The sequence below is a fragment of the Leptothoe sp. ISB3NOV94-8A genome, assembly GCF_043421595.1.
Taxonomy (GTDB): Bacteria; Cyanobacteriota; Cyanobacteriia; order Phormidesmidales; family Phormidesmidaceae; genus Leptothoe; species Leptothoe turfae.
The window spans coordinates 4,852,370-4,874,838 of record NZ_JAXSQW010000001.1; the positions used below are offsets into that span (position 1 = coordinate 4,852,370).

Annotated in this window: 19 protein-coding genes; 5 read left to right on the forward strand and 14 right to left on the reverse strand. The window is 46.2% G+C overall.

The annotated features are described in order from the left end of the window. Positions 1-128 precede the first annotated feature (128 nt). Both purB and pdxR read right to left on the reverse strand, forming a co-directional pair. Complete coding sequence (purB, locus tag SPB21_RS20690; protein WP_163662578.1) at positions 129-1,424, reverse strand: adenylosuccinate lyase; 1,296 nt, start codon at positions 1,422-1,424, stop codon at positions 129-131. Positions 1,425-1,983: 559 nt separating this feature from the next. Then, positions 1,984-3,441 carry a MocR-like pyridoxine biosynthesis transcription factor PdxR gene (pdxR, locus tag SPB21_RS20695; protein ID WP_163662580.1) on the reverse strand — a complete coding sequence of 486 codons (1,458 nt, stop codon included), beginning with the start codon at positions 3,439-3,441 and terminating at the stop codon, positions 1,984-1,986. Positions 3,442-3,762: 321 nt separating this feature from the next. Between pdxR and SPB21_RS20700 the strand changes: the two genes are divergently transcribed. After that, positions 3,763-4,428, forward strand: a complete 666-nt coding sequence (locus tag SPB21_RS20700; protein WP_163662581.1) for a pyridoxamine 5'-phosphate oxidase family protein — start codon at positions 3,763-3,765, stop codon at positions 4,426-4,428. Between the two features lie 106 nt (positions 4,429-4,534). Here the strand turns inward: SPB21_RS20700 and SPB21_RS20705 are convergent, their stop codons facing one another. The 4 genes from SPB21_RS20705 to SPB21_RS20720 all read right to left on the reverse strand — a co-directional run bounded on the left by SPB21_RS20705 (position 4,535) and on the right by SPB21_RS20720 (position 8,746). Then, positions 4,535-5,701: a class I SAM-dependent methyltransferase gene (locus SPB21_RS20705; RefSeq protein ID WP_163662583.1), complete on the reverse strand. Its 1,167-nt coding sequence runs from the start codon at positions 5,699-5,701 to the stop codon at positions 4,535-4,537. 30 nt (positions 5,702-5,731) lie between these two features. Further along, complete coding sequence (locus SPB21_RS20710) at positions 5,732-6,877, reverse strand: HTTM domain-containing protein (protein ID WP_499867619.1); 1,146 nt, start codon at positions 6,875-6,877, stop codon at positions 5,732-5,734. Beyond that, the gene (locus SPB21_RS20715) at positions 6,861-7,382 is read right to left on the reverse strand and encodes a hypothetical protein (protein ID WP_499060496.1); all 522 of its coding nucleotides are present in this window, start codon (positions 7,380-7,382) and stop codon (positions 6,861-6,863) included. The genes SPB21_RS20710 and SPB21_RS20715 overlap by 17 nt, the downstream gene beginning before the upstream one ends. Before the next feature lie 167 nt (positions 7,383-7,549). Continuing rightward, positions 7,550-8,746 carry a response regulator gene (locus tag SPB21_RS20720; protein ID WP_163662589.1) on the reverse strand — a complete coding sequence of 399 codons (1,197 nt, stop codon included), beginning with the start codon at positions 8,744-8,746 and terminating at the stop codon, positions 7,550-7,552. Between the two features lie 791 nt (positions 8,747-9,537). Here SPB21_RS20720 and SPB21_RS20725 point away from each other — a divergent pair. Continuing rightward, on the forward strand, positions 9,538-10,029 hold the full coding sequence (locus SPB21_RS20725; protein WP_163662591.1) for a hypothetical protein: 492 nt from the start codon (positions 9,538-9,540) through the stop codon (positions 10,027-10,029). Here SPB21_RS20725 and SPB21_RS20730 read toward each other — a convergent pair. Next, positions 9,962-10,693 carry a ComF family protein gene (locus tag SPB21_RS20730; protein ID WP_163697588.1) on the reverse strand — a complete coding sequence of 244 codons (732 nt, stop codon included), beginning with the start codon at positions 10,691-10,693 and terminating at the stop codon, positions 9,962-9,964. The two genes, SPB21_RS20725 and SPB21_RS20730, sit on opposite strands and share 68 nt — an antisense overlap. 193 nt (positions 10,694-10,886) lie before the next feature. Beyond that, positions 10,887-11,036, reverse strand: a complete 150-nt coding sequence (locus SPB21_RS20735; RefSeq protein ID WP_163662595.1) for a hypothetical protein — start codon at positions 11,034-11,036, stop codon at positions 10,887-10,889. A gap of 407 nt (positions 11,037-11,443) precedes the next feature. On the opposite strand from SPB21_RS20735, the gene SPB21_RS20740 reads away from it, so the two are divergent. Together SPB21_RS20740 and SPB21_RS20745 are read left to right on the forward strand one after the other, a co-directional pair. Then, the gene (locus tag SPB21_RS20740; RefSeq protein WP_163662597.1) at positions 11,444-12,793 is read left to right on the forward strand and encodes a histidine phosphatase family protein; all 1,350 of its coding nucleotides are present in this window, start codon (positions 11,444-11,446) and stop codon (positions 12,791-12,793) included. Between the two features lie 28 nt (positions 12,794-12,821). Continuing rightward, the gene (locus SPB21_RS20745; protein ID WP_499867620.1) at positions 12,822-14,081 is read left to right on the forward strand and encodes a dihydroorotase; all 1,260 of its coding nucleotides are present in this window, start codon (positions 12,822-12,824) and stop codon (positions 14,079-14,081) included. A 61-nt stretch (positions 14,082-14,142) separates the two neighbouring features. Here SPB21_RS20745 and lepB (SPB21_RS20750) read toward each other — a convergent pair whose 3' ends face one another. From lepB (SPB21_RS20750) to SPB21_RS20775, 6 genes are all read right to left on the reverse strand, one after another. Then, the gene (gene lepB / locus SPB21_RS20750; RefSeq protein ID WP_163662601.1) at positions 14,143-14,694 is read right to left on the reverse strand and encodes a signal peptidase I; all 552 of its coding nucleotides are present in this window, start codon (positions 14,692-14,694) and stop codon (positions 14,143-14,145) included. 59 nt (positions 14,695-14,753) lie between these two features. Continuing rightward, positions 14,754-15,302, reverse strand: a complete 549-nt coding sequence (lepB, locus tag SPB21_RS20755; RefSeq protein ID WP_006516322.1) for a signal peptidase I — start codon at positions 15,300-15,302, stop codon at positions 14,754-14,756. A gap of 273 nt (positions 15,303-15,575) precedes the next feature. Continuing rightward, positions 15,576-16,253, reverse strand: a complete 678-nt coding sequence (locus tag SPB21_RS20760) for an HAD-IA family hydrolase (RefSeq protein WP_499867621.1) — start codon at positions 16,251-16,253, stop codon at positions 15,576-15,578. A 151-nt stretch (positions 16,254-16,404) separates the two neighbouring features. Continuing rightward, positions 16,405-17,601, reverse strand: a complete 1,197-nt coding sequence (locus SPB21_RS20765; protein ID WP_499867622.1) for an NAD(P)/FAD-dependent oxidoreductase — start codon at positions 17,599-17,601, stop codon at positions 16,405-16,407. A gap of 117 nt (positions 17,602-17,718) precedes the next feature. Next, positions 17,719-18,936: a glycoside hydrolase family 10-like protein gene (locus SPB21_RS20770; RefSeq protein WP_163662613.1), complete on the reverse strand. Its 1,218-nt coding sequence runs from the start codon at positions 18,934-18,936 to the stop codon at positions 17,719-17,721. A 508-nt stretch (positions 18,937-19,444) separates the two neighbouring features. Continuing rightward, the gene (locus tag SPB21_RS20775) at positions 19,445-21,400 is read right to left on the reverse strand and encodes a tetratricopeptide repeat protein (protein ID WP_499867623.1); all 1,956 of its coding nucleotides are present in this window, start codon (positions 21,398-21,400) and stop codon (positions 19,445-19,447) included. A 278-nt stretch (positions 21,401-21,678) separates the two neighbouring features. On the opposite strand from SPB21_RS20775, the gene SPB21_RS20780 reads away from it, so the two are divergent. After that, positions 21,679-22,431: a 5-formyltetrahydrofolate cyclo-ligase gene (locus tag SPB21_RS20780; RefSeq protein ID WP_163662618.1), complete on the forward strand. Its 753-nt coding sequence runs from the start codon at positions 21,679-21,681 to the stop codon at positions 22,429-22,431. Positions 22,432-22,469: the final 38 nt, after the last annotated feature.

The following is a 22,469-nucleotide window of genomic DNA, read 5'->3' on the forward strand; positions in this document are numbered from 1 at the left end:
GGAGCTACCTACTACTAGCAAGCGTCTAGTGAGCATATAGTAGGCATTTCAGGGAGTGGATTTACCATCTCCCTGTTTTTTTATGCTTAGAGACTCCACTTAGGGGTGCCCCATCAAAGGTCATTCACCTATATCCCCAAGCGCTGGTAAACCTTATCCAGATTTCTCAGCTGGTAGTCAGGGTTAAATGCCTCCTTAATTTCCTCTGGCGACAGCTTTTCCTTCACTTGAGGATCCTGGGAAATCAAGGTATGGAAATCACCACCTTCAACATTCCATGCAGCATGGGCACATTTCTGCACAATACGATAAGCGTCTTCACGGGCAATGCCTTTCTCCACAAGAGAAAGCAGCACTCGCTGACTAAAGACCACACCGCCGTACATGTTCATATTACGCTTCATATTTTCGGGATAGACCAGCAGGTTTTGCACCAGCTTCGTAGTCTCTACCAGCATGAAGTGAATCAAAATACAGCTGTCAGGGAAAATAACCCGTTCCACTGAACTATGGGAAATATCACGTTCATGCCACAGGGCAACATTTTCTAATGCAGCCAGGGCATTGGTGCGAATGATGCGAGCCAGCCCCGCCAACCGCTCAGATTTAATTGGATTACGCTTATGGGGCATAGCTGAAGACCCCTTTTGACCCTTGGCAAAAAACTCTTCAACTTCGAGCACGTCAGTACGCTGTAGATTCCGAATTTCGACTGCAAACCGCTCAATGGATGCAGCCAGTCCTGCCAATGTCGTCATAAACTCAGCATGGACATCTCGAGAAATCACCTGAGTCGAAGCAGTATCAGGCTTCAGACCCAGCTTTTGGCAAGTCAACGCCTCAATTTCTGGATCAATGTTGGCGTAGGTGCCAACCGCTCCCGAGATTTGGCCAACGGCAATTTCATCTTGAATACGGCACAAACGTTCACGATGGCGAAGCACCTCAGCCAACCAACCAGCTAACTTGAAGCCAAAGGTCATAGGCTCAGCATGAATGCCATGGGAACGACCGATCATCACGGTATTACGATGTTCCTGAGCTTTATTGCGGATTGCCTGAATTAATTGCTCCACATGAGACAAAATTACCTGATGACTAGCGACAATCTGTAGAGACAGTGCCGTATCCAGCACATCAGAACTAGTCATCCCTAAGTGGATATAGCGACCTGCATCGCCAACGTATTCATTAACATTGGTCAAAAATGCAATGACATCGTGACGAACCTCAGCCTCAATTTCCAGAATTCGCGCCACATCAAAATTGGCCTTGGCTTTGATTTCGTCCACCGCTGCTTGGGGAATACGGCCCAGTTCAGCTTGGGCTTCGCACACAGCGATCTCAACCTGTAGCCAGGTCTTAAATTTGTACTCGTCGGTCCAAAGTTCGCCCATTTCGGGCAGGGTGTAACGTTCAATCAAAACTAGTGTCGCAGGATACAACCGATCTATTGTAAAGGTGTAGCCGCAAGTTACTAAGTCGAAATTAATAATAGTGAGGATTTGATTACACGCCTTTTAGCGATAGGCACCCGTTAGAAGATAGCGCTGTTGTTCCAAGCATCACATTATCCGCCCAAACGATTACCCCTAGTAGGTTTGTAAATCATCTACTAGGGGTAATCGTTTATTAGGCTGAACAAAAGACAAGTGCACGCACCACTGACTAGAGTAGTTAGTCGATTTCTATCGATTCAAACGCATTTAACACAGACCAAGATAGACGGGTTGCTACAGTAGCGAGTGCGATAATCAATACCATGGTCATAACTACATAGGGCATATGTAACCCAAATAAAACCATGCTGATAATTAGTAGGGCAAGCAGTGTAATATCCAAAGCCTTGTCCTCAAATGTTGCTGTCAACTTTAATAGTAGATATTTCGTCAAGGGAGTATTAACCCTGGCAAAAAACTTATTAATGATTCACGTTCCTGTCAATTCAAGTATTGAGGAGTCAGTCCCGAAAATGGGCATTAACTATGTCCATAATGCCTTAGCAACCCGGTGTATTCCCTCTTCTATTTGCTCTTCAGTGAGATCCGTGTAACCAAACACAAACTCTCCTGTATTACGCGGCACTTCATATTGAATGCAAGCACTACATATTTCTACACCAACACGAGCGGCTCTTGCGACTACTTCATCATCCCTGAAGCTCAGGGGCAGCTTTGCCATCACATGCAGCCCCGCGCTATCTCCCAAAATTTTCACCTCTTGGCCAAAGTATTTGTATAAAGCCTGCAGCAGGGCACGACGGCGATGCTCATAACACAGGCGCATTTTACGAATGTGGCGTTCCAAATGCCCAGCTGAAATAAACTCTGCTAAAGCATATTGAGTCAGCGTGGGGGGTTGGCGATCGGCTAACCACTTAGCTTTACCAAATACCTCTACCAAAGACTGAGGCACCACCAAATACCCTAAGCGAATACTGGGAAACATGACCTTCGAAAATGTGCCCACGTAGAGCACAGAGCTATGGTTATCCAACCCTTGCAATGATGGAATAGGTCGTCCTCCATAGCGATATTCACTATCATAATCGTCTTCAATAATGAGTGCACCAGTCCTCCATGCCCATTGCAACAACGCCAATCGACGAGGTAGCGACAGTAAAGCTCCCGTCGGAAACTGATGAGACGGTGTGACATAAACCAATCTAGGAGGATTGTCATAGGCCAATAACGTATCAACCATCAGACCATCATGATCTAACGGCATAGGCAATAAGTTTGCACCACTCGCTTTAAAGATATGACGGGCACCTCGATAGCCAGGCTCTTCAATAGCCACACTGTCATCTGGATTCACCAAGAGCTGGGTAATTAAACTCAGTGCTTGCTGACTACCATTAGTAATAATCACCTGATCATGCGTACAACGTACCGCCCGTGCATGCTGTAAATAATGGGCTACAGCCTTTCGCAACGGCCAATACCCCAAAGTCTCTCCCGCATAATTAAGCCATTGTTTCGTTTCGCGACAATGTTTTGACAACAGTTTTCGCCATAGCTCTACTGGGAACAAATCTAAAGCAGGATGACCATAGCGAAAACTAATCTCATAAGACTCTCTCAATGGGCTGAGGGATACCTGCTTTACCCGTTTGCCGTAGTCTGACAGAGGGGCCTTAACAACAGGCTGAGGCGAGGACTTTACTGGCTCATCAGCTTCTAACAACATTTCTGGCAGCTGAGCACAGACGTAAGTGCCTGCTCCTCGTCGGGTTTGTAAGTACCCTTCACTAATCAACTGATCGTAGCCTTGGGTCACGGTAGTCCGTGATAACCCCAAGGTTCTTGCCAAAGTACGTGAAGCAGGTAGACGCTGTCCCGAGACTAATCGCCCCGAGAGAATTGCCCAACGCAGTTGACTATATACCTGTTGATGCAAAGGTTCTGACAATGCAGCATCAATCACTAAGGCTAATTCCATCGGTACTTGTTAAAGGTCTATCCTAAGAAATTGGACTTATAGTTTAATTCTAAATTGGCTCTAGACGCATGCCAATCTACATCGGTAAAGTAGCAATATCGCTGGTAATTCAACTGGCTTTAGTCATATGAAACGGCCCCAAGCCCTTTCCAAAAGAGGCTTGGGGATACATTTTGGCATTAGCAGTTATGCACCTGCTGCTCAAACACTTTTCCGAAACAGGAAAACTCGCTCTTCTCTTCGGGAATCTATTCTGAGAGAGGACCGAAGGAGATCTATTCAAACTTAAATAATTTGATTCACTGGAAAGGAGATAGCATTATGAAAACAACACGGACTCAGGTAAAGCGTATACCTAAGCGTGGTCATTATGATCTGAAAACGGTTTACTCGATTTTAGACGCAGGCCTTATTTGTCATGTGGGGTTTGCTGTGGATGATCAGCCATTTGTGATTCCTACGGCTTATGGGCGCATGGATAATCGGTTATTTATTCATGGTTCACCGGCCAGCCGTATGCTGAGGTCGCTGCAACAAGGGATTGAGATTTGTGTAACGGTAACACTCCTGGATGGTTTAGTATTGGCGCGATCAGCCATGCACCATTCGATGAATTATCGGTCTGTGGTGCTATGTGGGACTGCAGAATTGGTGAGTGAACGAGAAGAGAAAATGCAGGCACTCTATGCGTTGACAGAGCATGTGATGCCGGGCCGTTGGGCTGAAACGCGCGAGCCAAATGAGCAGGAGTTAACGGCGACAACTGTTTTGGCATTACCGATTGATGAGGCATCAGCGAAGATTCGGACTGGACCACCGGTAGATGATGCAGCGGATTATGGATTGCCTCATTGGGCTGGGATAATTCCTTTAAGGATGCAGGCGGGTGAACCGATTGTGGATCCAAAGCTGGCCGAAGGAATCGTGATGCCAGCACATGTAAAACAATATTTAAGAAAACGGCGTGAGTTTTTGGAGGTTGTGTGAAATTTCTAAACGCTTCTCCACACAAACCCTCTTACCTCGAGAACAAGAGGGTTTGAAACCTTAAAAATGTGCTGCCTTAGTAATTCATGAGGTTGGGAAAAGTAGTTTAGGTTAGCGGAGGAACAACTAGACCTTTAAGTGAAACATTACAGTCGATACCTTTGCTTTGAATTAGAACCCCGAAAGTTCCGAGGCCCATAGGAGTCATGTCCATGAGTTGGTGAAGAGCTTGGCGACGTTGGATGAGGTGGTTGAAGCCGTCGGGTCCGGGAGTTATAGTTTGGGTAAGATTGGCGAGTCGATCGCCAAGCCCGAGAGCCATGAGGAAGAGCCCCTGTTGGGTGAAGCCTACATTAGTAAATCCCACCTTTTCGCCATAGCGCTCTAGAGCAGTGAAGTCTACGTGGGCGGTTAGATCTTGTTGACCAATGTTGGTGTACGGATCGTCATGGTGTCGGTGCTGGTAATAGCACTTAAGAGTTCCCCTATGACGAGCAGGACTATAGTAACGCTGGGCAATATGGCCATAATCGATGGTGAGAAGAAATCCTTGAGCGATACGGCTGGCGACATTAGAAAGCCAGTCTAGAGCAGCAAGATTAACTTCAGTGCGGTAGCCATCTGAGTAATCGTCAGCAAGGAGATTAATCTCGACTAGGTCAAAGTATTGTGCGAGTTTGTCGGTGGAGAGAGAACCTAGAGTCTCTTTCAGACTATTGTCTTTGGTAGTGACATAAACTTCTTGAAGTTGGTTGTTGTTCTTTTCAATAATGTGAACAGGAAACGCATCGACGAGTTCGTTGGAGAACAAGCAACCGGTAATGGGTGGTAGAGCGTCAAGGGTAGTCCAACTGACCTTTTTGTGCTTTAAGCGCTCTTGCTGAACTGACCGCAGTGCAGGGGATCTTTCGATAATGATGTAGTTGAGTGTGGCATAACAATCAGGGAAATGCTGTTGCAGATATGAAAGCACATCAGCAGCAATAAGTCCCTGACCGGCCCCCATTTCAACTAAATGAAATGTTGTGGGTTGCCCCAGGGCACACCACATGTCAGCAAATTGATTGGCAAGAAGCTCACCAAAATCGCGACTAAGATGAGGAGAAGTTATAAAGTCACCGCTAGGGCCAAGGATGGAAACTTTAGTGGTGTAGTAACCATGTTGAGAGTGGTAAAGGGCTAAATTCACATACTCCCTAAAGGTAATGCGATTTTTTGGAGCAGTCTGAATATGCTCAGTGATAATGGTAGTGAGTGCAGAGGTAGACGTCATGTCAGAATTGCAAGAAGTACGGTCCTAGAGTCAATTATTCAGGTTGGGATCGAAAGACTTGAGTGCATAATTAAGTTTGCCAGTTGCTATAACCCAAATGAAAAGAGAAAGGCAGATAATCCACAGGACACAACTTATCACTAGTCCAGGAATAGGAATATTGAGTAGGTCTCCAAGAGAGTAAGCTAAACCAGAAAACGAACTACCTAGGGAGAAACTCAGCGCAAGAGCAGTAGCCCACAGAGCTAGTAGTAGCCATATCCATCGACGAAACGTATGGAACGAGAAACGATCAAACAGACCTAGTTGTGACCAAGGGATAAATGCTAAATATGCGATCGCATTCGTATTGAAAGGAATATTGAGTAGCAGACTGTTCGATAAATGAAAGAAGCACCCCAAAGCAAGCCATACATACCAAGCCCTACGCCAAAACATAGCCAATAAAAAGCCCAGCTCAAAGAGGACTGCCGAGTAATCAATGAGTTCCCATAGCAGTGGCAGATCCAGACCGACAATAAACGGAGCTAGTAAATGCGTACGCCCATAGCTAAAATAACCGGAATACAGCCAGCTGAGAAAGCCACTGGTAGACAAGTCAAAATCGACCCATGCAAGGGCTTTACCAAAGCCAGCTGTAAAAAAGCTAAAAGCAATTAAGAGAGCCAAAAAATAAAGATTCTTATGTGGGTTAGAAGATTCTTGATGAACTTGTCGTCCATAAAACAACAATGAATCAACTGAGAAGTATCGTCCCCAATCCTGAAAAGACATGACTAGAAGCACACAAAGATAAAGCACCCCACCATGGTCGATTTTCCCCAAAGAGTACTGAAAGCTATTGGCAACAATCAAGGTAGTCAGAAGAGCAACGGTTGCGAATCTTGTGAACAGACCAATTAGAAGAGCGACAATGAAAACAGATAGACAGAAATCGATACCATAGAACACAAACGCATGGGGAAAGCCTGCCAAAAAGGACGATAGGCTGAAAATAGGTGGATTATAAAATGCGTCAGGAACAGTACTGAGCCAACGAAAACTCGGCCATCTTAAAAAGAGGGTAAATAGCCCAAAGACAACTCGAAACAAGCATAGTGATGTAGCGTCGATACGGGTTGACTGTTTGATCTGTGCTTCCAGAGAGTCCAGTGAGTTACTAACGAAGTTCAACATTTGTTTGTTCAGTAATCTCACTTTTTACGGCTACTCCTTTGTCAATATCGAACCAGGTTTTGACTTGTCGCACTTGCAGCTTTTCTACATCAGACATACCTAGCATCTGCAAACGGGTAGTCATCCAGTCCAAAGCTGCCTTTCGCTCCGTAGGAGACGCTTCTAATATTGTGGTAGCACTCAATGTCCAAATCCCGAGGGAAACACTTCTAGTTTTTGCTTCTCCTAATCCAAAACCATTACGGGCAATATGGGACCAATATTGATTAGGAATTACATCAAAAAACTCCCTTGGATCTAGCGGCTGTTCAGTGCCAGCATGACTAATAGCAATGAGCTCAGTTCTAGAAAACCTTAGTATCCCGTCGGATGCAGATATTTTTGTAGCGCCTGATGGCTGCAGAACAGCCGGATAAGGTTCAAGGCTATTGCTGGCCTCTCGTAAAAGGAATGGGCACAATAGCCCCAACAGAATGAGCAGTCGTAGCCCTAGCTTTTTGATCACTACCTACCTCAGTAAGTCGACTCTGTATCATCTTAGGTCCCCCATTGATGAACATGCAATTTGTCTGAGTCGCCGCAAATTAATACGTGTGTTCTACCTTGTTTTTAATAAGGATAATCTAAGCATGACACAAGCTCCAGTGAATCATTAAACAGAGTCAGGTATACCTAATTCTCTTCACCCTCAGTTTCCATATTCGATAACTGAGCTCTCACCACTTCAATCACCTTAATTGGATCAATAGGCTTTGCCATAAAGTCTGTGGCTCCTATCGCCTTAGCCCGCATCCGATCTACAATGCCGTCATTCCCAGTCAAAATAATAATCGGCGTCTTCCTGAAAGCCTTCACCCGACGAATCTGTTTACAAATCTCATAACCATTCGCCACAGGCATCACCAAATCCAAGAAAATTAAACTTGGCTTATGGCGAATAATTTGCCCTAAGGCCTGAACAGAATCCTGAATATTAATACATCTATACCCAGCTGGACGTAACACCTCCTCCATCAGATATCCCACCTGAGGGCTATCATCCACACAAACAATCAACGGCAGTTTATTCACCACCTTATGCGGCACCTTCTGCGCTGCTGCCGCATAAGGATTCGGCAAATCCTCAATCCGATTCAGCACTACCATCCCTCGCTCCACATAGGCAGATATCATACAGCCGAGGGAGGACACCTCATGACCTGTAATCTGGCTCAGCTCCCGTAATGAGCGCGTCCCCTGCAACAACCGCTTCAAAATCTGGTAAGTGCGCGGTTGAGTACACTGCTTCAGCCGCTCCGTGTCCACAATGATCGGAGCCAAATTAGGGGATGCTTTACCTAGCTCAGCATTTTGCCAAGATTGCAAGTCCGTCCTTACCCGATAAAACAACGCTGTACTACTCAAAATCGCCATCGGTTCACTTAACCGCGATTGATGATCCGTAGAATGCGCGACGTGGGTAATGCTACCCACCACCTGACAAATGTCAAACAGCACTTCTGTCAGAGTAGCTTGGATAATTGAGATCGCAATCTCCCGTGTAATCTGCTGCCGCCGTAATAGCACTAAAAGTGCCACATACTCCCAGTGATCAAATATCTCCGCTTCTCGCAACCGCAACTCAGTTGGCTGCAAATCTGGACAATAGGTCTGAAGCAAACGCTGCCATCGCCGAAACCGATGTTGGCCACCACCGGCCCACAATAGCCGTCCTACCCGAAAATCAAGCCACCATTGCTCCCCAGAAATCGCTTTTACGTGAATATAGCCATTTGTCTGAGCCTGAATAATTGCCTTCATTGTTTTAATCAGCGAAGCCACTGAAAAACCATTTTCTAGCGGCAGTATATTCAGTACAGACTCAGTCATCTTTTTGATTGCCCAGCGATGATTTTAACGCTCTCGTAAAGGAGGACATTGGTACGTTCCAGTGCCGTTCTCAAAAAATATTTAGAGATACTTTTTGCAATGGAACATCTTATGCAGCTTCCAATTGCTGGGCTAGACAATACAGTCTAATCCCAACAAGGCAGCATTGAGCAAGTGTCTCTGGATGCTCTCTTAAGTTTCCCGAACCCCCAGAAACGATAACGATCTTTCTACAAAAGCCATCTGTGTCTGTACTAAAGAGTGAGGATAGATGATGATCTATCCTCACTTTCACCCAGAATTAGTATTGATAAATAGAAAATGAAAGTAAGCATTAAAAGCAAACCTCTGCCAATGAAACCAGAAATTTTCTGTCAAAGCTGCAAAACTTTCAGAAAAGTAAAGCTCAGCCATGGGACTGAACAGTATTAAGCCAGCAGAGCTACTCACCATTAGGATCATATCCTCGCCACAGATAATATAAGAAAGTATGATGAATAAAAAATAGTCATCACTACGTTTTCTCGTATTGACAGAGTAAGGTCTTCTTCATCTATTATGAAAATTAAATATTAGAGTTATGCTAATTAGGTTTAATTAGGCTATTTTTCTATTGTCTAATAGAAAACCTAATCATCGTTTTTGCCAGTCATTATTCCCGCATTACTCGTTCTCAGGTGTAAATACCTAAATCAGTATTTAGGGAAATCAATAATTCTGCATTTCACGCTCTGATTTATCTGCCATAACAGGCTAAACGAACTGCTAATTTTCAGGTTCTAAGCATAATAATGGACATCCAAAAACGTATCACCCGCCAGCGCGTGAATCACATTGTTGATATCTATCAATTAGATGGCAATGATGGTGATACATTTGCAGACTATTTGGCCAAGCTAGTAGAGACTTATCCCCAATCTTTAATCGAACTTGCTCTAACAGAAGCTCTTGTCAAAGGTTGGTCTAAGGTGCCCATGCAAAAAGGTATGTCATTTATTTACGATGTTCATGAACGTCTTCGAACTTGGCAGCCTGATCCAGAATCATCGCCCCAATTACCCAGCGCATTTAAGCCCCCTCACGCTAAGTCGTTGGGGGTAACTTCTCTGGATGTGAAAACGGTGCAACCCAGTTCAATCGATCCTGCATCCATAGATGTAAAGCTGACACCTAGCCAATTTGAGCAAATTACAGGATTAGACGCGAGCCTGGTATTTAATGAGGAAGATCAGATCTTCCTGACCCCGCCAATGGGGACGATAAAATCGCTTGAGCAACGGTAGCAATGCCGACAATGCAATAACCAGCCCGCATCAAGGGAATAGCTGCTGTTTTAGCAGTGGTACCTGTAGTATAAATATCGTCCATGAGTAAGATGGGCTGTTGCTGGGATGGCAACTTCTTACCCAATTGGAATGCATCTATCAGATTTTTGTGCCTTTCGTGAGCTTTCAAATGATACATTGCCTCAGTGGCTTTAATCCGCCTCAGACCATTTTCTGCTAACGGCAGACCTGTAACACGACAAAATCCCTGAGCAATCAGAGCAGCTTGGTTATACCCTCGTTGATTGAGGCGCTGACGATGCAACGGGATTGGGACAACAACGGGCCGATGTGTCCCTTGAAGACCACTTTTTTTCCATTGCTGCCCTAATTGATAACCCAACCAAAGCCCAAGCTCAGCCTGGTTGCCATACTTGAGCAAAGCCAATAGCTGCTTGAGAACACCCTGATATTTTCCCCAGGAAAAGACTAATAGTGCTGGCTGTTTTGATGTAGCAGGCATCTGATGCATGGCATGAGCCTGGCCAGAAGACCATTGGCACGCACACATCTGCCCATAACAATCGGCACACAGAAGCGATGAAGCAGGCCGCTGACAAAGTGGGCATGGCACCGCTAGAAAAACCTGGGTGAGTTGGCTTAAAAGTCTAGGCAATGCCATGGCAAAAAGGGATGCGAGTAAAGGCCTCTACATGAAGGTGCCCTATAGTTCAGGTGCTCTACATATTTCTATATCAAAAGAAATTAGCTACTGCTGAATAGGAGAAGGGATTGACCTAGTTAGGATTGCCTTACCTATATCAGCATTATTCAGATTAAATCCTCCCGAAAGTCAGCAACGCTGAAATGATTTATCACTTCTGACGTACCTTGACGTTCTTCACTCGACCATCGGGATAAACCAAAGACATCGTATTATCTTGATGGGGCTCAGAAGAAGACTGGCTCTGGCCGTGATTTTGATCGTTATTTGCCAATCCTAAAAGGTTCTTTTTAGAATCCATACTGCTTATCTCAGGGACGTATATAGTTAATTGTTTATCAGAGTGAACAGGTATCATCAGGGTGAAACTATGGATTTTGAATGCCTGAATTTGGAAAATACTATAAAGACTCTGAATCCCTTTAATAGCAAGTTTTAAGCAAGCACCCATAGCACTTACTGTCATCGTAACGGCTAAAGATAAAGCTCAGAAAGACAAGTTTTTTAAGCTTGATAAAAGTTTTGTTGTCTTGAACTTATAACAGCTTCAAAAAACATGACAAGCATCAGCCAGAGATCTGGTTGGTTTACGCAACTTGGCATAGCACTCACTTGCTATCCAGTTTGAGAAATCTCCCATGGGTCAGTGGATATCACGTACAATCACACTGTTTGATCTAGCGCAGTAAATCGAGAGAGGACAGAACCTTGAAAACGCGAGTGATTGTGGTTCGGCACGGTGAAAGTACATTTAACGTAAAGCGTATTGTTCAAGGGCACCATGATGAGTCGCTCCTCACAGAAACAGGCGAGGCTCAAGCACGAGAAGTAGGCATATTTCTAAAGGGTATTGCCATCGATACTGTCTACTGTAGTCCCTTGAAGCGGGCAGCTCGCACAGCTGCATTAATCACAGACACACTAAATCAAGGTCATACACCGCAAGTAACGGATCTACTTAAAGAAATAAGCCTCCCCCTATGGGAAGCAATATCTTTTGCAGATATTGAAGCCAAGTATCCCGAAGAATATCAGGCGTGGCGACATCAGCCGAATGACTTCAAGATGGCCGTACCTCAAGCAAATGGCACTGTCAAAGATTTTTATCCCGTTCGGGCGATATGGCAGCAGGCAGCAGAATTTTGGCAAGGATTATTGGATAATCACCGGGGGCAAACTGTTTTAGTCGTGGCCCACAGTGCTATCAATCGTGCTTTAGTTGGCACAGCTATTGGTCTTGGCCCTGAAGCGCTGAACCGTATGTATCAGGCCAACTGTGGCATTAGCGTTCTTAATTTTCCAGGCGTTTGGGGAGAGCGTGCTCAGCTAGAATCCATGAACTCTACGAGCCATACAGGAGCCCCCATACCGACATTACGTCGAGGATTTAAGGGACCGCGACTACTGCTAGTTCGCCATGGTGAAACTGAATGGAACCGAGAATCACGCTTCCAGGGGCAGATTGATATTCCACTGAACGACAACGGTCGTGCCCAGGCCGATCAAGCCAGGGAGTTTCTAGCAGATGTTCCCATTGATGGGGCTATTTCTAGCTCCATGATGCGCCCAAAGGAAACCGCTAAAATTATTTTACAAAAACATCCTGATGTTTCCTTGGCGGTCACTGAGGGGCTATGGGAAATCAGCCATGGTCAGTGGGAAGGAAAATTTGAACATGAGATTGAAGCAGGATTTCCAGGCATGTTAGAAGCATGGCAGACTAAACCTGAAACAGTTCAAATGCCTGGTGGTGAAAACTTGCAAGATGTGTGGGATCGAGCAGTTAAAGCCTGGAATGAAATTGTTGCCCAGTATAGTCAACAGGAAGCTCCTCAAACTGTATTAGTCGTCGCTCACGATGCCATCAATAAGGCTATTCTCTGCTATGTCACTGGCCTCGGGCCCGAGACATTCTGGCAGTTTAAGCAGGGCAATGGGGCCGTTAGCGTCATTGATTATCCGGATGGTGTGGGTAGTAAGCCAATGCTCAGTGCTGCTAATATCACAGTCCACCTTTCAGGGAGCATATTTGATACAACAGCAGCGGGAGCGCTGTAACGCAAAGGTTTATCAGACCTGAGGAAACATGAATAGCTGGATACGACAGGTACGCATACTGGATCCGCTAACTCAGCGGGACCAGATCAGTGACGTGTTGATACGGGAGGGTGTCATCCAGGCAATGGGTGACTCCCTTGATGTATCTGGTGATGATGTGACGGAAATAAATGGCCAGGGCTGTATTTTGGGCCCAGGGCTGGTGGATCTGTATAGCCAGACTGGGGAACCGGGCCATGAGTCTAGGGAAACCCTAGGGCAGCTTTTGGCGGCAGCAGCCCAGGGAGGATTTACACGCATTGGGCTCTTACCCAACACCACACCAGCTGTGGACAACCTGGCTCAAGTACAACAGCGGTTAGCTAACCAATACAACCACCAACCACAAATTTTGCCTTGGGCAGCCATTACTCAGGGGACTCAAGGTGGACAGTTAACTGACCTAATGGAGCTAGGTGAGGTCGGAGTAGTTGGTTTTTGTGACGGTCAGCCTATCACCAACGGACTGATGATGCAGCGCTTGTTGGACTATACCCAGTCGCTGCCATTACCTATAGCCCTGTGGCCTTGCGATCGCAAACAAACCGGTATCTGTCGTGATGGGGCCGACGCGATCCGTCTGGGGCTATCTCCCTTGCCAGCGACTGCCGAAACTATCCCGCTATCAGCCCTGTTAGAGGAGGTGGTTACGACCCAACGCCCAGTACATTTTATGCGCATTTCCACTGCTCGCAGCGTTGAACTCATTCGTGCAAGTAAAGCCCGTGGATTGCCTATTACGGCTAGTGTAACCTGGCTCCATTTACTGTTTAGCACCGCCGACCTAGACAGCTATGCACCTAGTTTGCGCCTTGAACCACCCCTAGGTAATCCTACAGACCAAACGGAGTTAATTAGGGGATTGGAGGATGGCACTCTGGATGCGATCGCAGTTGATCACTGTGTCCACACCTACGAAGAAAAAGCGGTTCCCTTTGGCGTCGCCCCTCCAGGAGCCGTTGGTCTACAGTTGGCCCTGCCCATTCTTTGGCAAACATTTGTCGCCACCAATCGATGGAGTGCCCTACAGCTCTGGAACTATCTCAGCCTGCAGCCAGCCCAATGCTTAAATATTGAGCCCGCCCAAATACAAATCAATAGTCCAGCCAACCTTGTACTCTTCGACCCTAGCCACAGCTGGACCGTTAGTACAAAGAACTTAGGGTGTGACGTTATCAATTCCCCCTATGGTCATCAAACTATTCAAGGTAAAGCAAAGCATATCTGGCTACCCACCGTGGGACCATAGGGGTTTACTGGAGTAAACCCCTATGGTCTTGAACTCACCATTAAAAACTTAAAACTCTACCTTAATTTCGTTTGAGTAATCCCACTCGACCAGGCGGCCAAAACCGCACTACAGCTTTGCCAATGATCTGATCTTCTGGCAAAAATGGACGACTCCAAGCGTGACTATCGACACTGTTGTTACGATTATCACCAAAGACAATGTAGCTTTCTGTAGGTACAGTTTCAGGCCCCCACTGATATGTGGGTGGAGCTTTAATATAACGCTCATCAATGGGCTCGTCGTTGATCAATACCTTGCCATCAGTGACTTCTACGATATCCCCTGGCAGCCCAACCACCCGTTTGATAAACGCATTGCGAGGTTGGCCCTCAGGGGTTAGTTCTGCTGGGGGCCAAAACACAATAATATCGCCCCGCTCCGGTGAACTTAGGTGATAGCTAAGCTTTTCAACCACTAAGCGATCGTTCACCTGCAAGGTAGGCTCCATGGAGCCAGTAGGAATATAGCGAGCTTCTGCGACAAACTGACGAATTCCTAGGGCCAGCACTACGCTAAGCCCAATCGTTTGCAAACTTTCAACCCAAATATTATTAGTATTTTGATCAACCACAACAACTGGCCCCAGCGAAGTAGGGGCACCCTAGCACATCTGAGGAAATCATAATCAATTTAATTTAAACCACCAAGACGGGTGAGGGGCCAAAATCGGACAACGGCCTTACCAATAATCTGATCCTCAGGCACAAATGGTTCAGAAATATCCCATGCATGGCTGTCATAGCTAGCATTACGATTATCGCCAAGCACAAAGTAACTTCCGTCCGGAATGGTCAGTGGTGCTTGTTCATAGGTAGGTGGCGATTGAATGTAGCTTTCATCTAATGCATCACCATTGACTAGAACAGTGCCATCGGCCACCTCCACCGTATCTCCTGGCAACCCAACAATCCGTTTAATAAACGCATCCCGTTTTTGCTCATCTGGCACAATTTCTAAGGGTGGCCAAAAAACGACAATATCGCCTCGCTGAGGTTCTTGAAACCGATAGCTAATCTTTTCAATCACTAGACGGTCATTGACCAGCAAAGTGGGCTTCATTGACTCAGACGGGATATAGCGGGCTTCTGCTACAAATTGCCGAATACCTAGAGCGAGAGCAATACTAAGTCCAATAGTTTGAAAACCTTCGATCCAGGGATTTTGTTGTTTTTGAGACACAGTTGACGACTAGAAACAGTGTAATGATGCTGACACAAGCGTAGCGTGAGATCAGGGGTAGAACGTATAAGTCCTTAAGCCTTAGGGTGAATCATTTATCCGCTAATGAAGGTAAAAATGCCCTCAATTTAAAGTTCCACACTCAAAACGCATTCGCTCCTAGTTTAAATTAACGATGACGTTGAGCCATCTATTTTTAGCAAGCTACCCCTTTGGCACACTAACCTGCTGGATCATAGTAAACTTAGGACGTTAATGCCAGTGGGACGGCTTCTAGGCCACAATGGGGGACTGTATTTGGTTCTGACTAGGTCTTTTTAACCAGATCCCACGTAATCCTGCGGATTGAGCCCCCTTAATGTCATCTTTTCGACTGTCACCAACGTGCCATGCGTCCTGAGGGTTACAGTCATGCTTTTGCAATGCCGTCTTAAAAATCAAAGCGTCAGGCTTAGCAGCCCCTGCTTCAGTGGAGATAGTAATCGTCTGAAAATATTGCTTCAGATTTAGTGCATCGAGCACCGCATAAATACGGGAATCAAAGTTAGAAATAATACCTAAGGATATCCCCTTACGTTGCCAACGCTTTAAAGAATTCACCGTGTCTTGATACACCATCCAGGGTGCAGCCGTAGCAAAATGTTGATACAGACCTTCAAAGAAAACTTCAAAATCAGAAAATTCCTGGAAAACGCCTGCTCGTTGGAATGTATCTTTTGCGATCGCTAACCACCACAAATACTCCTGATGGGGAATCTCAACGTCAGGGACACCAGGAAATGCCATGGCATTGGCAACAGCAAAGCTTCGATAAAATGCTTTGTCCAGTTCATGGGCTGAAGCTTGCACTCCCGCTTGCTGAGCCAGGGCCTGATATACCTCCCCCACACTACCTTTGACTCCAAAGAGGGTGCCGACGGCATCAAGAAAAATGACTTTAGGTATGGTCATGGGGTAAGACGGGGCACTACAGAAAAACTTTCAAGGAATTTTGAGTTTTGAATGATTTGGGAGACACGCTTTGCCAAGAATCCAACACCGTCGTTGGTAGAAAACTCACCCCTAAAAATTCAACAATCAACACCCAAAACTAAGACAAACCTTATGACGCTGACAACAATTCTCGTAAAGGTTGACTAATCCAATTCAACCCTACTCGGAGCTGATGCTCAAACGTGGGCATGCGATACAAATAGGTTAAACGACGAACAATGTGAGCAGCTGTACCATCGAGTGTTAGCCCTAGCCCGGTCAGTGTTGCAGTATCGCTACCGAGGGTCATCATTTCGCCAAGATGCTGGTATCGAAACGGGAGAGGGGGTCGCCCAGTTAAGGTTGCCCAGATATTCCATGCGGTGTAATCAGCCTGTTGCAAGGCGGCCTGGGCCGTTGTCGGCACCTTATTACCATCAGCATCTTGGCCGTCTGCTAAATCACCCAAGGCAAAAATATGTCCCTGGTTAAGCAACTGTAACGTAGGCTGAATTTTGAGCTGCTGGTGTTCATTTTTATCAAAAGGCAAGCTGGCTATTAAAGGATTGACCTGATTGCCCACGGTCCAAAGCACCAAGTCTACCGGCAGAACATCCACCTGATCTTTATACTTTAAAGAAATAGTATCTACATCAATTTCAGTTACCGTCGTTTCATAATCGATCCAGATACCCTTATCGGTCAGAGCATCTTGAGCCGCTTTCTGATTGAACTCTGGAGAATTTTGCAGAATAGCGGTACCCCGTTCGACAATGCGCAGTCGACCTCTCTCACCAAGGCGTTCCGCCAATTTGCAGACGAGCTCGACACCACTGTAACCACCGCCTACAACCGCCACACGAATCTGATCGGCGTCAGAGGCTTCTAGTTCACGTAACCGTTCTTTGAGGGCATAGGCATCGCTGAGGGTGCGAAATGCGATCGCATATTCTTTTACCCCTGGAGCCATGTCCATGGGAGTTTCACCCCCCAGAGCCAAGACTAGATAGTCGTAAGGCAGTACCGCATCATCCTGCAAACACACCGAATTTGCGACAGCATCAATGCCAGAAACACCACTCTGATGAAACTTAATTCCTGTTCCTGCTAAGAGTTCAGCATAGGGTGGCGCAATTTCCCAAGTCTGGAGTTCATCGGTCACCAGCTCATACAGTAAGGGAGCAAACAAGAAGCGATCGCGCTGATCAACTAACGTGATTTCTGGCTTGATCGCTTTGTCCCATGGCAACTTACTCAGGGCCAAAGCGGTGTAGAGACCACCAAACCCTCCACCCAAAATCACAACACGTTGGTTTGATACTGCCATTGAGTTATCACTAATAGTGTGGGTTATCGGTTATTAGGATAACGTGGCTAGCAAAATTAGCGAGTTTGAGTTTTAACACCAAATGCGAATCTATTCAAAACTCAAACCCCATTACCCTTACTCACTCAAAGCACCAGCAGGCACCTCTGCGCTATACTCTGCCCGCTGCATGGGTGTGGCAAACAAATCCCTGAAACTAGCCTGACGGGTATCAGCCGGCTCAGGAGCATCCTCCCAAAGACTTTCGTAAAAGAAGAAAGCCATACCCATCCCAGCAGAACGAGCAGACTGGGCTTTAGCCTCAATCAAGCTAATTGGGACAGGAGAGTTACGCAGTCCAGTCAGAATACCTGCCGCTGTGGGAATAGTGCGCTGAGCTTCACGCATAGATGGGGTATAGAGGTGTTGGCGAAAAACGCCTAAGTTGTTGCGATAGATTTGCACAATCAGCTCATCTACTACCCCCTGGCGCACCCAGGTAAGCCAATCCTGGAGCTGCCCCTTATAAGCAAAGTCGTAGGGATTTGGAGCAACTGAGAAAACAATATTGCGGCGTCGAGCTTTAAGATCTGCATTCAGCGTTTTGACAAACTCTGTTAGCTTGTCGGCGCGCCATTTCACCCAATGGGGGTTGTGGGGATCATTAGGCACATCTCTATCCGTTTCCTCTTTATATAAAGCACGGGTATAGCTGTCATAGCCAAAATTTACCGGCAAAATAAAGTGGTCGTCAAACTGAACACCATCAACGTCGTAACGACTGATCAGCTCCAACAGCATGTTAGTAATAAACTGCTGCACCTCAGGTCTAAATGGATTGAGCCAAACCATATCGCCACCCTCGCGGCTCATATCTACTCGACTCCCATCTTGTTTTTGGGTCAACCAGCTGCTATGCAACGTAGCCAGTTCGGAAGTAGCTGGAGCCATAAAGCCAAATTCAAACCAGGGGATGACTGACATCCCTTGAGCATGGGCCTCAGTTGTCAGCTCCGCCAGAATGTCGTAATCCTGGATGCCACGTCGCACAAAATGCTGAATGCCTTCCCGTCGAGCCGTACCACTATCAAAGAAGGTATAGCCGCCATTCCAAACAACGGGATAAAGAGTATTGAAATTAAACTCGGCTAGTTCATCAATGGCCCTGTGGAGCTTTGGGCGATCGATCAACACATCCGTATCGTTGGTGGTAAGCCATACACCACGAATTTCTTGGGGTACAGGCCTGACTAACGCCATTGCCGGAGTCAATAATTGCAGAGTAATAGCAGCGAAAAATGATAGTCCAAAGAGTAGAATTGACAGCGGCTTCCAGCGCCAGGTGCATGAGTCCATAATCTTTCAGGCAGCATCCAAAGAGAGGGCTTTTACTATTCCATAGAGCGGCTTGTACCCATGGATATAGCCGATATACTTTTAGTTATTCATGAACCTGCCACTTGTTTCAGAACATACTAAAAGTCGTCAGCATGAAAATTCTACAGCTATTGCGACACTGAAATTTCAAGTTTTGGGTAAGAAGACCACCTAGCCCAGGCAAAATGCAATCCTAGCCATAGAAGACATCGTTCCAAGGCAAACCCATATAATCACAAGCAGCCAGGTACAACATCAGATAGGTCTCCATCAGAGTTGCTATAGCTTTGATATAAGGACTTGAACCAAGTGCTGAATGAGTCAGGCTAGATTGTGTTCTATGGCTCTCTTAAATTGTTGCTATTCTATCCCAAACGGGTAGTTGTTTTTCTCTCAAGTAGAAATTTGTTGAAAATGGTATATCCATTGTGGTGTCTATCTCTTTAAGATTGATCGAGGTGTTTGAGAGAAAACCTGATTACTCATATCACTTGTGTGCGCCGAACCCCAACTGGCGTAGCAGTGGATGCTCTTTCACCATGGGCAACACTTCTTGGAACCAAAGACGAGCCATGTCTTCCTTTCCTTGCAACATCAGCAAACGACTTCGAGTTAGTAGCAGGCTAACTAGCGCATCTTCAGTCAAAAAAGAGCATCGCAGCACTTCATTCAAAACCGCTTCAGCTGCATCCAAGTTTGTTTCTTCAAGATAGATTTGTGCGATCGCAACGCGACTATCAATATCCTCAGGATACTCATCAACAATCTGCTGAGTCACCTGACGCGACTCGATTAACCGTTCTTGATGAGAATAGGCTAGTGCCAGATTATTGAGTAATACAGGGTTGTTAGGCTCTATTTCTAAGGCTTGTTTCAAATACACCTCAGCCGTTTCTGCCGCCTTAGCAGACTCCAGCGCGATCTTCTTCAACGCCTTATGCAATAATTGCTCGGCCTCAGGTGACTGGAGAACAACCGGATCAGGCACAATCTCATAGATCGCCAATAGCGGATTTCTGTGCCATTCACCATAGAGCCAGATTTTTGGTACTGTCAGCTGGTGCCGTTGTGCAAAATAGGATGCCATGTGATATCTCTGGGACTCACTACCGTCAGTGCCAGCAACAAATTCATTAACAGCTGCAACATGGGCTTCATTGGGGCAACTCTTGGCAATGATCATGGCTAACATCCGTGCCCTTGGACTCCCTCGCTTAAGCCAGACTGGCACTAGCTCACTAATAAATGGATAATCTGTTAATAGCGTCTCAACGGCCGCTATTAGCGCGGGTTGGGGCGTACGCTCCGGAGTCATGGCAATGGCCACCTGACGCAGGTCTTGATAGGCCCCATTCTCTACCCAACTGTTGAGTTCAAACGGCCAGGGACCCTCCTTAAAGGTAGATGTCATATCAAAGTCATCCAAGTTTTCCTTAGCTACCGCTAAGTCTGGATATAGTTCTAGTGCCAGGTTCCACTGTTTTCTAGCAGCCTTGACATCCCCTTGACAGACAAGCGCCACGGCTGCCAAATGGTGAAATAGACCTGAGACCAAGGGTCGATTGTCTTTTTCTAAATCTGGGGGAACGGTCGCTAATAAATCTACGATGGCCGCCATATCATCTAGATAGGCTAAAGCCTCGGCTTTACGGGTCAGATCATCCAGATCGGTGCTGGAATTAGCCAACAGTTGGGACTTATGGGTTTCAGCTTCGGTAAAGTTTCCCCGCAAGGAGAGAAATCTGATTAGATTAGCTCGTAAAAGAATGCTGTCTGGGTGTTGTTTTAATTGAGATTGTAGCGTTGCGATCGCATCCTCATACTGATCATTAGCCAGGTAGGCTAACGCCAAAATGTTGTACCCAGCCACAAAATCAGCGCGTTTTTCAATCAGAGACGTTGCCGATGTAATCGCTTTGGCCGCTTGTCCTGTTTCCGTATATGCCCGAGCTTGCTCGTAAAGTAGACCCACTTCCCAGTCATCGGGATTTTTTAGCCCCATAGAGTCTAAAACCTCTGATAAATTGGGTTCAATCATGGCTAAATGTTCTTTACCCTCGACGCTACCTGAATGATCAGGCCAACGCTCAATGGCATATCGATATTGCTTTATCCCCAATAGCGGGTAGTAATTGAGAACATAAGCATAACCCAGCAAAAAATTGACCCGTGCATCGTTGGGCTTAATGGCTAAAAAGTCTTCGCAGGTGGCCTGGTACTGTAGCAGATGCCCTAACTCGTAATGCACCTCTAACAAATAGGCTAATATATCCAAATTATTAGGATGGGAAGCTTTCAGACGGATAAGAAGAGAATGAGCTTCTAGCCACTGTTCTCGACGAAGTAAAGCCTCTACATGGGCTAATTCGGTTGTTAATGATTGACTGCCAAAACCACGGCTGAGTACGGTCTGTTTCTTTTTCTTCTTTGCTTTCTTCGCCATCGGGAATCCCCAGTAGATTCATCCACATTAGAGTCAAGCTATCCCAGTTATCCAAAAGATTTAGAAAACATTTAGTAAGGCGTGAACGAGTTTGAAGTTGTAGGTTGCAGGGAATTGCTCACGCCAGGCCCTCTACAGGAAACGCAACGTTCTAGAAACTTCAGCCATTGCTGAGCCACATTCAGAGTTGAAGCCTGACTTAATGTTGAATAAGCTTAATGTTGAATCAGGTATCAGCACGTCAACTTTTATTGTCTTTCTCCTCTCCTCCCGTTGCCATGTCTACCTCAACTTGGTCCGGTCGCCACACCGGCAAAGATACACTGCGGCAACACATCTGGGCCACACTCAAAATTCACAAGGCGACTCGTCGCGATCCGGTAGGTCACATTCCCAACTTTATTGGAGCTGGCATTGCCGCTGACAATCTGGCCAACACGGACCTATGGCAGCAGGCTCATGTGATTAAATGCAATCCTGACTCTCCCCATACAGCTGTCAGACTCAGGGCATTAGCTGATGGCAAAATCCTTTATATGGCAGTCCCTCGACTATCTCGCAAAAAGTGTTTTGTTGAACTCACAGCAGCTGCCCTTGCAGCAAAAGGAGTTCCCCTGAAGGCAGCGGCTTCTATGGGAGGAGCCATGGCCCATGGGCAATTAGTGTCCTTTGTCGAAATGCAGCCCATTGATTTGGTGGTAGTAGGCTGTGTAGCTGTAGCCATGAACGGCGGCCGTACAGGTAAAGGCGCAGGATTTGCCGATTTGGAATTAGCCATGCTGCGGCAGTGCCAACTCATTTCAGAGGAAACCCCCATTGCCACCACCGTCCATGATTTACAACTGGTCAATGCCGCAGACCTGCCGATGCAAGCCCATGATTGGAGCCTTGATTTGATTGTGACGCCTACGCAGTGTTTCACGACCGAGAATCATTATCCTAAGCCCCAGGGTCTAGATTGGGATACAATTCAACGGGATCAGATTGCCAGCATTCCGATTTTGCAAGCCTGGTCGAAACAACTCGATTAAACACCGAGCTATAAATAGGGTGGGTGGTGCTCACCTGC